Here is a 13,525-nt window from a genome sequence, read left to right on the forward strand (position 1 = left end):
TGTGAAGCCTGGTACCGCTGCCCGGCGCCGTCGTGGACGCACCGGGCGGCCGCGGCGGCCCCGTTGGGCCACACGAGTGGCGAGTGTCCATCCTGCCATCCGGCACGGACGGTCCGCGCACGGTACCGGATTTGACGATCTTGCGATCATCGCCATGGTGGAGGCGACGGTGGGTCAGGTCAACCGCCGCCCCGAAGGCCCCCTGAGCAGCCCAGCGAGCGGCTCCGGGGACCCCTAGGGGATGTCCCCCAACCCTGCTCCGATGCCCTGCCGGTCACCCCGAAAACCCGAACGGACACCGTTAGAGTGGCCGCAGACACGGGCCCGGCAGGCTCACCGCACCGGCGGAGGAGCGCCCCGCGCGGGCGGCACGGCGAGGAGTGCGACAGGTGCGGCCAGTCGGCAGCAAGTATCTGCTGGATGAGACCCTCGGGCGGGGTGCGACCGGCACCGTCTGGCGCGGTGTGGTGCGCGAGGACGTCCAGGTGCCGGGCAGCGAGCCCGGGCAGCGGGTGGCGATCAAGGTGCTGCGCGAGGAACTGGCGGCCGACCCGGACGTCGTGATGCGCTTCCTGCGCGAGCGCTCACTGCTGCTGCGGCTGAGCCACCCCAACATCGTCCGGGTCCGCGACCTGGTCGTCGAGGGCGAGCTGCTGGCCCTGGTGATGGACCTGGTCGAGGGCCCCGACCTGGCCCGCTACCTGCGCGCCAACGGCCCGTTCAGCCCGATCGCGGGCGCCCTGCTGATGGCCCAGGTCGCGGACGCGCTGGCGGCCAGCCACGCCGACGGGATCGTCCACCGCGACCTCAAGCCGGCCAACGTGCTGCTCGCCTCCACGGTCGTGGACGGCGTCGAGCAGATGCACCCGCTGCTGACCGACTTCGGCATCGCCCGCCTCGCCGACTCCCCGGGCGTCACCCGCACCCACGAGTTCGTCGGCACTCCCGCGTACGTCGCGCCGGAGTCCGCCGAGGGCCGCCCGCAGACCTCCGCGGTGGACGTGTACGGCGCCGGGATCATGCTGTACGAGCTGGTCACCGGCCGCCAGCCGTTCCAGGGCGACAGCGCCCTCGCCGTCCTCCAGGCCCACCTGGCGCAGGAGCCGCAGCGGCCCAGCACGATGCCCGAGCCGCTGTGGACGGTGATCGAGCGCTGCCTGCGCAAGGACCCGGCCCAGCGGCCCGGTGCCACCGCGCTGGCCCGCGCCCTGCGGGTGGTCGCGGCCGGGGTCGGCGTGCACGCCTCCCCGGCGGCGGTGGACGAGGCGCTGGCGGTCGCCGCCCTGCTGCAGCCGGACCCGCGGCCCACCGTCGTCCCCGGCACCGTCCCGGCCGTCCCCGGGGTGCTGCCGGGCACCGAGGACCGCACCCAGGTGCTGCCGCAGACCGGCCCGGGCGCCCCGCAGTACGACCCGGCCGGGGCGACCCGGGTGATGGGCACCCAGCCGCCGCCCGCACCCCCGTACGGCGCCGAGGACCGTACCCGGGTGATGCCGCCCACCGCCGTCCCGCCGCCCCCGCCCGTGGCGCCCGGCGGACCCGCGGCGCCGGCCGCGCCGAAGGAGGAGGCGCCGCACCCGTGGCAGACCCAGCTGCGCGCGGCCCGCGACCGCAACCAGCAGACCCAGGTCGGCTACTTCGGCCCGCAGGACTACGAGGAGTACGGCGAGCCGCAGGTCGCCCCGCCGCCCTACCAGGCCGGCCAGGGCGCCCCGCCGCCGTACCGCGGCGCCCCGGGCGGCCAGCCCGGCCACCAGCCGCAGCCGCCGGCCGGCTACCGCCAGGCCCCGCCGCCGCCCGGCTACGCGCAGCGCCCGCCGGTCGCCCCGCCGCCCTACCAGGCGGGCCAGGGCGGCCAGGGCGGTCAGGGAGGCCGGGCAGGACAGGCGGGCCAGGGCGGCCAGGCCGGCCCGGCCGGAGGCCGACCGCAGCCGCCGGGCGGCTACCGGCAGGCCCCGGACGGGTACGGCCGCCGGCCGGGCGGGTACCCGCCGCCCCCGCCCGCCGCGGCGCCGCGCCGGGCCGAGCCGCCCGCACCGCAGTACCGGGAGGCCCCGCCGCGCCGCGAGGAGCCGCGCGAGCCGGCCCGCCGCGAGTCCGCGCCGGCCCGCGAGCCGCGCCCGCGCAGCCGCAACCGGATGTACATCCCGGGGCTCGGCTGCCTCAAGGGCTGTCTGATGGTGCTGCTGGTGCTGGCGCTGGCCTCGGTGGCGCTGTGGAACTTCACGCCGCTGCCGCACTACTGGGACAACGTGGTGGGCTGGTACGACACCGCGCGCGACTGGGTGAGCAGCGTCTTCGGAAAGTAGGACAGGACGGCGAAGGACCACGAAGGACCGCGGGGGAGCACGGGGATGGGAACACGGGGGAGCCGGGTGGGCACGGCGCTGACGGGCGCCGTGCTCGCGGTGGCGGGGCTGCTCCTGCCGGCCGGTCCGGCAGCGGCGGCGGAGGTGTCGCACTGCCGTCAGTACGAGACCGTCCCGGTCGCGGGCGGCCGGTACGTGGTGGACAACAACAACTACGGCGGGGCCCGCCAGTGCCTCGGGACGGACGGCCGGGCCGGGTTCACCGTGCAGTCCTCCGAAGCGGCCGGGAGCCCGCCAGCCGGGCCGGTCGCCTACCCGGAGATCTTCGACGGCTGCCACTGGGGCACCTGCAGCACGGGCAGCGCGCTGCCGGTGCGGGTCTCGGAGCTGGGGCGGGCCACCAGCAGCTGGTCCACCACGCTGCCCGCCCAAGGCGACTTCAACGTGGCGTACGACCTGTGGTTCAACACCGGCGCGACCACCCCGGCCGCCAACGGCCAGCCGGACGGCGCCGAGCTGATGGTCTGGCTGGACCGCCGCCCGGCGTCGGCCGGCCCTGCGGGGAGCACCGCCGGCATCGGCGGCGCCGGCTACACCAGCTGGCAGCTCACCATCGCCGCCAACGGCCGGCAGTGGCCGATGGTCGCCTACCAGGCGCAGACCCCGGTCACCTCGGTCACCGACCTCGACCTGCGGGCCTTCGTCCGGGACGCGGTGGCCCGCGGGGTGGTCAAGCCGGAGTGGTACCTGATCTCGGTGGAGGCCGGCTTCGAGGTCTGGCGCGACGGCGCCGGCCTGCGCACGGAGTCCTTCGCCACCGACGTCCGGCCCGGCCGCCCGGTGGGCCCGGTCGGTGCCCCCGGCGGCCGCTGCCTGGCCGACCTGCCCGGCGGAGCCCCGGACGGCCCCGAGCCGGTGGCGCTGCTGGACTGCGACGGCTCGCCCGCCCAGCAGTGGAGCGTGGAGATCGACGGCACGATCCGTCAGGGCGGCAAGTGCCTGGGCACCGAAGGCAACCGGGCCTCGCTCAACCCCTGCAACGGCTCGCCGTACCACGTGTGGCTGGTGGGCATGGCCGGCGCGCTGTGGAACCAGGGCGCCCAGGGCTGCCTGCGCGATCCGGCGGACGGCACCGTGCCGGGCGGCGGCGCCGACCTGGCCGGCTGCGACGGCTCGACCGGGCAGCGCTGGACCCTGCCGGACTCGGTGGGCTGATCCGGGCTCGGGCCCGGGCCCGGGAACGCGCCGGGACCGGGACCACACGCCAGGATTGACGCTTTGTCGACAATCCACGAGATTTCTCGCCCGCGAGTCCCGGTCCGGGCCCCTCAGGCGGCCCGCGCAGGGGGTCGGGGCGCGTAGGTTGGTCGCTGTTGTCCCGCCCCACCGAGCGCCCCGGACCCCCGGAGCGCTCCCGCGCCGCCCACGGAGCAGCATTGGCACGCAAGATCGGCAGCCGGTACACCGTCCACCAGGTGATCGGCCGGGGTTCGGCCGGGACGGTCTGGCTCGGTGAGGGGCCCGACGGCCCGGTGGCGGTCAAGCTGCTGCGCGAGGACCTCGCCGCCGACCAGGTGCTGGTCGGCCGCTTCGTCCAGGAACGCACCGCGCTGACCAGCCTCGACCACCCCCGGGTGGTCGGCGTGCGCGACATGGTCGTGGACGGCAGCGACCTCGCCCTGGTGATGGAACTCGTCCAGGGCACCGACCTGCGCTCCCGGCTGGAACGGGACGGCGCGCTGCCGCCGCAGACCGCCGCCTCGATCATCGCCGACGTCGCCGACGGCCTGGCCGCCGCGCACGCGGCCGGGATCGTCCACCGCGACGTCAAGCCGGAGAACGTCCTGCTCGACCTCGCCGCCGCCCCCGGCCCCGGCGGCGCCCCGCGCGCCAAGCTCACCGACTTCGGCGTGGCCCGCCTGGTCGACGCCCCGCGCCGGACCCGCGCCACCCGGATCATCGGCACCCCCGACTACCTCGCCCCCGAGATCATCGAGGGCCTGGAGCCGCGCGCCGCCGTCGACATCTACGCCCTCGCCACCGTCCTGTACGAGCTGCTGGCCGGCTCCACCCCGTTCGGCGGCGGCCACACCGGCGCGGTGCTGCGCCGGCACGTGACCGAGCAGGTGCCGCCGATCCCCGGCCTGCCCGACGGGCTGTGGCGGATCATCTCCGAGTGCCTGGCAAAGGCCCCCGCCTCCCGGCTGCGCGCCGCCGAGCTGGCCGCCCGGCTGCGCGAGCAGCTGCCCTCGCTGGCGGGCCTGCCGGTGCTGGCCGTGCCCACCCAGGGCCGCGCCCCGGCCGAGGAGCAGCTGACCCCCGGCGAGGCCGTCTACGCCGAGATCGACGCCGGCCCGGGCACCCACAAGCGCCGCCGCGGCCCGGCCGTCCCGCTGGTACCCGGCGCCGCCCCGGATTCCACCCGGGACACCCACACCAGCCTGCGCCGCCCGTCCGCCGAGGAGCTGGCCGCGTACGCCGCGGAGTCCCGCGCCCAGCGCACCGCCCCGGGCCACCGCCGGGACCGCCAGGCGCTGCTGCGCCGCCGCCGGATGCTGGCCGTCCTGCTGGCCACCGTCCTGCTGCTGGCGGGCGCAGCGGCGGCCTGGACGGCCTTCGCGGCGACCACCCCGGACCACGGCCACCCGAACCGTCCGGCCGTCCACAGCACCGCCCCGCGGGCTCCGTAGCGCCGGGCGGACCGGGGGTGTCGTCATGACCACCCCCGGAACCATTACCCTGGGGGCGTGGCAGCCGTCGATCCTTCCGAAGAGCTCAAGAACCTCGATACGACCATGGGGTCGATCGAGGCCGTCCTCGACCTGGACAAGATCCGGGCCGACATCGCGGTCCTGGAGGAGGAGGCAGCCGCCCCCAACCTGTGGGACGACGTCGCGAACGCGCAGAAGGTGACCAGCCGGCTCTCCTTCCTCCAGGGCGAACTGCGCCGCGTCGAGGGCCTTCGCAGCCGCATCGACGACCTGGGCGTGCTGTTCGAGCTGGCCGAGGCCGAGGACGACGCGGACACCCGCGCCGAGGCCGAGGCCGAGCTCGTCTCGCTCCAGAAGGCGGTCGAGGAGCTGGAGGTCCGCACCCTCCTGTCCGGCGAGTACGACGCCCGCGAGGCGCTGATCAACATCCGTGCCGAGGCCGGTGGCGTGGACGCCGCCGACTTCGCCGAGCAGCTGATGCGCATGTACCTGCGCTGGGCCGAGCGGCACGGGTACCCCACCGAGGTGTACGACACCTCGTACGCCGAAGAGGCCGGCATCAAGTCCGCGACCTTCACCGTGAAGGCGCCGTACGCCTACGGAACCCTCTCCGTCGAGCAGGGCACCCACCGCCTGGTCCGCATCTCGCCGTTCGACAACCAGGGCCGCCGGCAGACCTCCTTCGCCGGTGTCGAGGTCCTTCCGGTCGTCGAGCAGTCCGACCACGTCGACATCGACGAGGGCGACCTGCGCGTGGACGTCTACCGCGCCTCCGGCCCCGGCGGCCAGGGCGTCAACACCACCGACTCGGCGGTGCGCATCACGCACCTGCCGACCGGCATCGTGGTCTCCTGCCAGAACGAGCGCTCGCAGATCCAGAACAAGGCGTCCGCGATGAACGTCCTCCAGGCCAAGCTGCTGGAGCGGCGCCGTCAGGAGGAGAAGGCGGCGATGGACGCGCTCAAGGACAGCGGCAGCTCCTGGGGCAACCAGATGCGCTCCTACGTCCTGCACCCGTACCAGATGGTCAAGGACGTGCGCACGGCGTACGAGGCGGGCAACCCGCAGGCCGTGCTGGACGGCGACATCGACGGCTTCATCGAGGCCGGCATCCGCTGGCGCAAGCAGCGCGAGACCAGCGCCGAGTAGGCACCGAAACACGAGGAAGGCCCCCGACCGCAGCGGTCGGGGGCCTTCTCGTACGTCTCCTGGTCGTCAGGCCAGCGCCTGCCGCGCGATCAGCGCCACCGCGAGCAGCCCGGCCAGCAGGGCCAGCAGCAGCGCGGGGGAGAGCGCGGCGAACGGCCCCTGCTGCTCCTGCAGCCGGGCCCGGTTGGCGCGGCACACCGGGCAACGCCCGTCGCTGACGCGGCCGTTGCAGTTGGCGCACACCAGATGGTCGCAGGTCATGCGATCTCCTCCTCGCTGCTACAGCCAACGCGCCGGACGGGGCTTTGGTTCCCGTTCTTGCCCTGTACGGGGGAGCGGCCGGACACGGTCGCTTCCTCCACTCTGCCAGGTTCCGGCGGTTCCGGCTCCCGGGCTGTGAGATGCCTCGCAATATTCCGGGCATAACCGGACATTATCTCCCAGGTTTCGCGTGCTGTCCTGGGCGGCCCCTGCGGGCCGGTTCTCGATTCGCGTATGGTCCCAGACCGGGAGCGGCCCTCTGCGCTCCTTTCGCCCGCCCCAGGACCGGGCCTCCGGGGCGGATCGACCGAGGACTGGCGCCGCCTAGGATGGCCTCCGTGATGCAGCCGTGATCAGATTCGACAACGTCTCCAAGACCTATCCCAAGCAGAACCGTCCCGCCCTGGACAACGTCTCGCTGGAGATCGAGAAGGGTGAGTTCGTCTTCCTGGTCGGCTCGTCCGGCTCGGGGAAGTCCACCTTCCTGCGCCTGTGCCTGCGCGAGGAGCGCCCCAGCACGGGCGCGGTGCACGTGCTGGGCAAGGACCTCGGCAAGCTGTCCAACTGGAAGGTGCCGCACATGCGCCGCCAGCTGGGCACCGTGTTCCAGGACTTCCGCCTGCTGCCCAACAAGACGGTCGCGCAGAACGTCGCCTTCGCCCTGGAGGTGATCGGCAAGCCCAAGAGCGCCATCAACAAGGTGGTGCCCGAGGTGCTGGAGCTGGTCGGCCTCGGCGGCAAGGAGGACCGCATGCCGGGCGAGCTCTCCGGTGGTGAGCAGCAGCGCGTGGCGATCGCCCGGGCGTTCGTGAACCGGCCGATGCTGCTGATTGCGGACGAGCCCACCGGCAACCTCGACCCGCAGAACTCGGTCGGCATCATGAAGCTGCTCGACCGCATCAACCGCACCGGCACCACGGTGCTGATGGCCACCCACGACCAGGCCATCGTCGACCAGATGCGCAAGCGCGTCATCGAGCTCGACAAGGGGCTGCTCGTCCGCGACCAGGCCCGCGGCGTCTACGGGTACCAGCACTGACCGCCCAGCGCTGACCGACCAGCGCTGACCCGTGGGGCCGCCGGCCCGAACCGCCCGACCGAGCAGTACCGACCCTGGAGTTGTTTCCCGCATGCGTGCCCAGTTCGTCCTGTCGGAGATCGGTGTGGGTCTCCGACGCAACCTGACGATGACGATCGCGGTCGTCGTCAGTGTCGCGCTCTCCCTCGCTCTCGCCGGTTCCTCGCTCCTGGTCCGCGACCAGGTGAACTCCATGAAGGGGTACTGGTACGACAAGGTCGAGGTGAGCATCTACTTCTGCACCAAGGCGGACGCCCGCAACTCGCCCCAGTGCGACAAGGGTGCGGCCACCGACCAGCAGGTCCAGGACATCAAGGACCAGCTGGACAAGATGACCTCGGTGGTCCAGTCGTCCACCTACGAGAGCTCCCCCGAGGCGTACAAGCACTGGAAGGAGATGAACCCGGACAACCCGCTCATCTCCGTCCTGGGCCCGGACGCCATGCCGCAGTCCTGGCGGGTCAAGCTCAACGACCCGACCAAGTACGACGTGATCCAGAGCGCCTTCGCCGGGAAGCCCGGCGTGAAGTCGGTCGAGGACCAGCGGAAGATCCTGGAGAACCTGTTCGGCCTGCTCAACGGCCTGCAGACGGCGGCGTTCGTGATCATGGTGCTGATGCTCTTCGTCGCGCTGCTGCTGATCGTCAACACCGTCCGGGTGTCGGCCTTCAGCAGGCGGCGCGAGACCGGCATCATGCGCCTGGTCGGTGCCTCGAACTTCTACGTCCAGATGCCGTTCATCGCCGAGGCCGCGTTCGCCGCGCTGCTCGGCGCGGCGATGGCCTCCGGACTGCTGGTCGCCGGGCACTTCTTCGTCCAGAACTGGCTGGCCGACCGGGTGCAGTTCATCCACTTCATCGGCCTCGGCTCGGTGCTCGCGGTGATACCGCTGCTGGTCGTGGTGGGCATGGGCATGGCCGGCATCGCGGCGTTCTTCACGCTGCGCAAGTACCTCAAGGTCTGACCCCGGACGACCCGGCGGCCCCGGACGGCACTGCGCCGTCCGGGGCCGCCGGCGTTTCGCGCTCCGCCGTTCCGGCCCGTCGCGCGCGGGGCGGTGTCTACACTCCGGTGCCATGCTGCAAACTCCGCGCAGGGCACGTCAGGTGGCCGCCCTCAGCCTGGTGTTCGGCGCCGTGCTGCTGGCCGGCGCGGCCACCGGCGCCTGGGGCGACCCGGGCGGCACTCCGCCGCGCCCCTCCGTCGACGCCGCCCGGGCGGCGGGCGGCGCGCTCCCGGCGGACCCGGCCGGCACCGCGCTGTCCGAGCAGCAGGCCGAGCACCTGCTGGGCGCCACCGGCGACCGCTGGGGCGCGTACTACAGCGCCCAGGAGTACGCCGAGTTCAGCCAGGGCCTGGACGGCCGCTACCTCGGCGTCGGCCTCTCGGTCGGCCGCGGCCAGGACGGCGCCACCGAGGTCTCCCAGGTCGCGCCCGACGGCCCGGCCGCCGCGGCCGGGATCGCCGCCGGGGACCGGCTGCTGCGGGTCGGCCAGGACCAGGCCGACCACCTGCCGGTCACCGAGGTGGTCGCCCGGCTGCGCGGCCAGGGCGACGAGCGCAGGGCCGGCTCCGAAGTGACCCTGGAGGTCCGGCGCGGCGAGGGCGAGGTGCGCGAACTGCGGCTGCGGCGGGCCTTACTGGACAGCCAACAGGTGGTCGCGGAGCGCCTGGACCGGGGCGTGCTGCGGGTCACCGTACGGGCCTTCACCAGCGGCGTGGCCGATCGGGTGCGCGCCGCGCTGCGCGCACCGCACACCGGCGTGGTGCTCGATCTGCGCGGCAACTCCGGGGGGTTGGTCGACGAGGCGGCCGGCACCGCCGGGATCTTCCTGGACGGCGGCCCGGTCGGCTCGTACCAGGAGCGCGGCGGGACCAGGGAGTTGACGGCCCCGCGCGGCGGCGACCAGCGCACCCCGCTGGTGGTGCTGGTGGACGGCGGCACGATGAGCGCCGCCGAACTCCTCGCCGGCGCCCTGCAGGACCGCAGCCGCGCCGTCGTGGTGGGCACCAGGACCTTCGGCAAGGGCACCGTCCAGCAGCCCAGCCGGCTCGCCGACGGCGCCGTGCTGGAGATGACCGTCGGCCGCTACTACACCCCGGCCGGCCGCTCCCCGGAGGGCACCGGCCTGGCCCCCGACGTCCCGGCGGCCACCGGCGAGGACGCCGACGCGCTCGCCCTGCGGGTGCTGGCCGGGCTCGGCACCCGCGCCTAAAGGAGCTGCCCCCGAGGGCCCGGAAGTGCGAGAATGTCCGGGCTATGGCAAAGGAAACCGGACAGAAGCTGATCGCGCAGAACAAGAAGGCGCGACACGAGTACACGATCCTCGACACCTACGAGTGCGGCCTCGTCCTCACCGGCACCGAGGTCAAGTCGCTGCGCGAGGGGCGGGCCAACCTGGTCGACGGCTACGCGTACATCCAGAACCACGAGGCGTGGATCGACAACGTCTTCATCCCCGAGTACACCCAGGGGACGTGGACCAACCACGCGGCCCGGCGCAAGCGCAAGCTGCTGCTGCACAAGCTGGAGATCCGCAAGATCGAGACCAAGGTCCGCGACGCGGGCCACACCCTGATCCCGCTCTCGCTGTACTTCAAGGACGGCCGGGTGAAGCTGGAGCTGGCGCTCGCGGTCGGCAAGAAGCTGTACGACAAGCGCCAGACCCTGCGCGAGAAGCAGGACACCCGCGAGACGGCACGTGCCGTGGCGGCGGCCCGACGGCGCCAGGGTTAATCCGCTGGACCCTCGCCCGTCGCCTCGCGTACTATGGCGCAAGCAACACGGACGGTCACCGTCCGAGCTGTTTCTCAACAAAACATGGGGATGATCGGTTTCGACAGGGGATGTTGAAACAGGGGAAGCGAGCCGAGGAACGCGGCAATGATCTCGTAAACCACGTGTCGCAAAAAAATAATCGCCAACTCTAAGCGCGATTCCCAGCAGTTCGCTCTCGCTGCCTAATAAGCACCGATAGCGCTTGGGTGTCAGACCGGGGGGTTCCCGACCCGGACCCTGGCATAATCTAGGGAACTCAACCGTCCGCCCGGGCTGCGGGGTGGATGGGAAATCAAACAGCAGCTGGGCCTGTTGGCGGCTTGTCCGTGTGACCGCCAGGGCCGAGAAAAGCACAGCGGACTGCGCTCGGAGAAGCCCTGAATTAACTCCACTGGACCCGGGTTCGATTCCCGGCATCTCCACCACCCCATGTTCACACCGAAGGCCGTCCTCCGCTCCGCGCGGGGGGCGGCCTTCGGATTTTGTACGTTCCGGTGCAGCGCCGTCCGGGGGTCGCGGCGTAGGATCATCCGTCCGCTCGTTTTCCGGAGCCGGATTCCGTCGCAACCACCGAGGCCATGCAGAGCAACACGGACACCACCCCCGCCACCGACCACGAGACCGTCCGCGAGCGCGAGATCGCCGGTGAGCAGCAGCACCTCGACACCGTCTACCACCGGCTGGAGGAGAAGCTCGCCGAGGCCGAGTACATCCTGGAGGACGCCGCCAAGCGGGTCCACGTCGGCACCCCCGGCGCCCTCGCAGAGCGTGACGCCCAGGTCTACCGGGCCGGCGCGCACCTCCAGCGCCTCAACAACGAGTTCGAGGACTTCCTCTTCGGCCGGATCGACCTCCAGCGGGCGGACGCCCCGGAGGAGCACGGCATCCCCTCGAACACCCCGCTCGACCCGGCCGACCCGGCCGTCGCCGAGACCCTCCACATCGGCCGCCTGGGCGTGCTGGACGCCGAGTACGGCCCGCTGGTGATCGACTGGCGCGCGCCCGCCGCCGCACCGTTCTACCGCGCCACCCCGGTCGAGCCCGGCCGGGTCATCCGCCGCCGGGTGATCCGCTCCAAGGGCCGCAAGGTGATCGGCGTCGAGGACGACCTGCTGCGCCCCGACCTCACCCCGACCCTGGACGGCGAGGAACTGGCCGTGGTCGGCGACGGCGCGCTGATGGCCTCGCTGGGCCGCGCCCGCAGCCACTCGATGCGCGACATCGTCTCCTCGATCCAGAAGGAGCAGGACGAGGTGATCCGCGCCGCCGCCGCGGGCGCCACCCTGGTCACCGGCGGCCCGGGCACCGGCAAGACCGCCGTCGCCCTGCACCGCGCCGCCTACCTGCTCTACCAGGACCGCCGCCGCTACGCCGGGGGCATCCTGGTGGTCTCCCCGACCCCGCTGCTGGTCTCCTACACCGAGGGCGTGCTGCCGGCGCTCGGCGAGGAGGGCCAGGTCGCCATCCGGGCCGTCGGCTCGCTGGTGGACGGCATCGAGGCGGGCACCTACGACACCCCCGAGGCGGCCCGGGTCAAGGGCTCGGCCCGGATGACGCAGCTGCTGCGCCGGGCCGCCCGGGCGGCGCTGGAGCTGGGCGCGCCGCAGGAGCTGAAGGTGGTCGCCCGCGGCGAGGTGCTGAAGCTCGACGCGGGCCGGCTGAAGGCCGTGCGCGGCAACGTGGTGGGCTCCGGCGGCACCCCGCTGAACCTGCTGCGCCCGCGCGCCCGCAGGCTGCTGCTGGACGCGCTGTGGCACGAGGTCGTCAGGAACCTGCCGAAGCCCACCGACCACTACGCCCGCGAGCAGCGCCAGGAGGAGAAGGAGTCCTTCGACGAGTACGTCTCGGACGAGGCCTCGTTCCTGAACTTCCTGGACGCCTGGTGGCCGGCCCTGACCCCGCGCCGGGTGCTCGGCACGCTCAAGCAGCACCGCCACATCAACCGGATCGCCCGCCGGGCCGTCACCCCGGACGAGGCGCGGCTGCTGGCCGCCTCCTGGCGCCACCTGTCCCCGGAGGGTGAGGGCGCACTGTCCGCGCACGACGTGGCGCTGGTGGACGAGCTGCAGGTGCTGCTCGGCGAGGCGGCCCGCCCGAAGGTCCGCGAGGTGGATGCGATGGACCTGCTGACCGGCCTGGAGGAGGTCACCACCTTCGCCGACCGCAGCGCCCGCCAGCGCGAACGCCAGCCGGTGGAGCGCAAGGAGTACGCCCACGTGATCGTGGACGAGGCGCAGGACCTCACCCCGATGCAGTGGCGGATGATCGGCCGCCGGGCCCGGATGGCCACCTGGACGATCGTCGGCGACCCGGCGCAGTCCTCCTGGCCGTTCCCGCAGGAGGCCCAGTCCGCGCTGGACGAGGTGCTGTCCGGCAAGCCGCGCCGCCGGTTCACGCTGACCGTGAACTACCGCAACCCGGCCGAGATCGCCGAGGTCGCGGCCAAGGTGCTGGCGCTGGCCGCCCCGGGCACGCCCTCGCCGAGCGCGGTGCGCCACGTCGGCGTGGAGCCGCGCTTCGCAGCCGTCACCGACCCCTCGCCGGAGGCCTTCGGTGCGGCCGCCCGGGCCGAGCTGGAGCGGCTGCTGGGCGAGGTGGACGGCACCGTGGCGATCGTGGTGCCGATGGACCGCCGGGCCGAGGCGGCCGGCTGGGCCGAGGGCCTGGGCGAGCGCGTGGTGGTGCTGGGCAGCCTGGAGGCCAAGGGTCTGGAGTACGACGCCACCGTGGTGGCCGACCCGACCGGCATCGCCGGCGAGTCGGAGGCCGGGCTGCGGGTGCTGTACGTCGCGCTGACCCGGGCGACCCAGCGGCTGACGGTGCTGTCCGGCCCGGACGACCTGCCGGACTCGGCCGGCGTGCCCGCGTTGCTGCACGGCTGACGGACCCTACGGACCGACGGAAGAAGGCCCCCCACCGCTTGGTGAGGGGCCTTCAGACGTTTAGTACACCGACCCGCCATGCTCGCCTCGCGGCAAGTGGTCCCTCGAAGGGACGAAGGTTGGGCCCGGGGGCTTGGATCGAGCCGGTGCCTGTCCAATGTAACGCATCGGCCCGGAGAGGCAAGGAGTGGGCGACGGGAGCCCGGTCGGGTCGGCCGGGATTGTCGGATCCGCACACTCTATGAACGTTATTTCTGGCTATCCCTTGGAAGGTGCGACGATCGAGGTCTAGCATGCGCAGGCGATGCCTTCAACAAAATGTTGAGCCTGCGGGACAGACGGAAGAAGGAAGCGTC

General features: G+C 73.0%; 10 protein-coding genes and 1 other RNA gene. 10 read left to right on the forward strand and 1 reads right to left on the reverse strand.

Going from position 1 to position 13,525, the window contains the following annotated elements; all coding sequences use genetic code 11:
* Window positions 1-389: 389 nt before the first annotated feature.
* From BX285_RS10175 to prfB, 4 genes are all read left to right on the forward strand, one after another.
* Window positions 390-2,309, forward strand: coding sequence for a serine/threonine-protein kinase (locus BX285_RS10175; RefSeq protein ID WP_121174954.1), 1,920 nt, complete (start codon window positions 390-392; stop codon window positions 2,307-2,309).
* Window positions 2,310-2,354: 45 nt separating this feature from the next.
* On the forward strand, window positions 2,355-3,524 hold the full coding sequence (locus tag BX285_RS10180) for a GH12 family glycosyl hydrolase domain-containing protein (protein WP_121174955.1): 1,170 nt from the start codon (window positions 2,355-2,357) through the stop codon (window positions 3,522-3,524).
* A 221-nt stretch (window positions 3,525-3,745) separates the two neighbouring features.
* Entirely contained in the window at window positions 3,746-4,999 is a 1,254-nt protein-coding gene (locus BX285_RS10185) for a serine/threonine-protein kinase (RefSeq protein WP_121174956.1), read from the forward strand.
* A gap of 57 nt (window positions 5,000-5,056) precedes the next feature.
* Complete coding sequence (gene prfB, locus BX285_RS10190) at window positions 5,057-6,169, forward strand: peptide chain release factor 2 (RefSeq protein WP_097237690.1); 1,113 nt, start codon at window positions 5,057-5,059, stop codon at window positions 6,167-6,169.
* 66 nt (window positions 6,170-6,235) lie between these two features.
* On the opposite strand, the gene BX285_RS10195 is transcribed toward prfB, so the two are convergent.
* Window positions 6,236-6,430 (reverse strand): hypothetical protein, encoded by a 195-nt coding sequence (locus BX285_RS10195; RefSeq protein WP_097237691.1) that lies wholly within the window; start codon window positions 6,428-6,430, stop codon window positions 6,236-6,238.
* Window positions 6,431-6,779: 349 nt separating this feature from the next.
* Here BX285_RS10195 and ftsE point away from each other — a divergent pair, with 349 nt between their 5' ends.
* The 6 genes from ftsE (at window position 6,780) to BX285_RS10225 (ending at window position 13,169) form a co-directional block, all read left to right on the forward strand.
* On the forward strand, window positions 6,780-7,469 hold the full coding sequence (ftsE, locus tag BX285_RS10200; RefSeq protein ID WP_030059730.1) for a cell division ATP-binding protein FtsE: 690 nt from the start codon (window positions 6,780-6,782) through the stop codon (window positions 7,467-7,469).
* A gap of 91 nt (window positions 7,470-7,560) precedes the next feature.
* A complete protein-coding gene (ftsX, locus tag BX285_RS10205) occupies window positions 7,561-8,472 on the forward strand; it encodes a permease-like cell division protein FtsX (RefSeq protein WP_097237692.1) in 912 nt (303 codons plus the stop codon).
* A gap of 112 nt (window positions 8,473-8,584) precedes the next feature.
* Window positions 8,585-9,724: a S41 family peptidase gene (locus BX285_RS10210; protein ID WP_097237693.1), complete on the forward strand. Its 1,140-nt coding sequence runs from the start codon at window positions 8,585-8,587 to the stop codon at window positions 9,722-9,724.
* A gap of 44 nt (window positions 9,725-9,768) precedes the next feature.
* Window positions 9,769-10,245, forward strand: a complete 477-nt coding sequence (smpB, locus tag BX285_RS10215; RefSeq protein WP_097237694.1) for an SsrA-binding protein SmpB — start codon at window positions 9,769-9,771, stop codon at window positions 10,243-10,245.
* Window positions 10,246-10,331: 86 nt separating this feature from the next.
* Window positions 10,332-10,712, forward strand: a transfer-messenger RNA (tmRNA) gene (gene ssrA, locus BX285_RS10220).
* A gap of 153 nt (window positions 10,713-10,865) precedes the next feature.
* Window positions 10,866-13,169 (forward strand): UvrD-helicase domain-containing protein, encoded by a 2,304-nt coding sequence (locus BX285_RS10225; RefSeq protein WP_121174957.1) that lies wholly within the window; start codon window positions 10,866-10,868, stop codon window positions 13,167-13,169.
* Window positions 13,170-13,525: the final 356 nt, after the last annotated feature.

The organism is Streptomyces sp. 1114.5, from assembly GCF_003635085.1.
Taxonomy (GTDB): Bacteria; Actinomycetota; Actinomycetes; order Streptomycetales; family Streptomycetaceae; genus Kitasatospora.

Excerpts from the sequence above, each read along its gene's own strand:
- BX285_RS10180 (WP_121174955.1), top strand. The coding sequence starts at position 2,355 with ATGGGAACACGGGGGAGCCGGGTGGGCACGGCGCTGACGGGCGCCGTG.
- BX285_RS10195 (WP_097237691.1), bottom strand. The coding sequence starts at position 6,430 with ATGACCTGCGACCATCTGGTGTGCGCCAACTGCAACGGCCGCGTCAGC.
- ftsX (WP_097237692.1), top strand. The coding sequence starts at position 7,561 with ATGCGTGCCCAGTTCGTCCTGTCGGAGATCGGTGTGGGTCTCCGACGC.
- BX285_RS10210 (WP_097237693.1), top strand. The coding sequence starts at position 8,585 with ATGCTGCAAACTCCGCGCAGGGCACGTCAGGTGGCCGCCCTCAGCCTG.
- smpB (WP_097237694.1), top strand. The coding sequence starts at position 9,769 with ATGGCAAAGGAAACCGGACAGAAGCTGATCGCGCAGAACAAGAAGGCG.
- BX285_RS10225 (WP_121174957.1), top strand. The coding sequence starts at position 10,866 with ATGCAGAGCAACACGGACACCACCCCCGCCACCGACCACGAGACCGTC.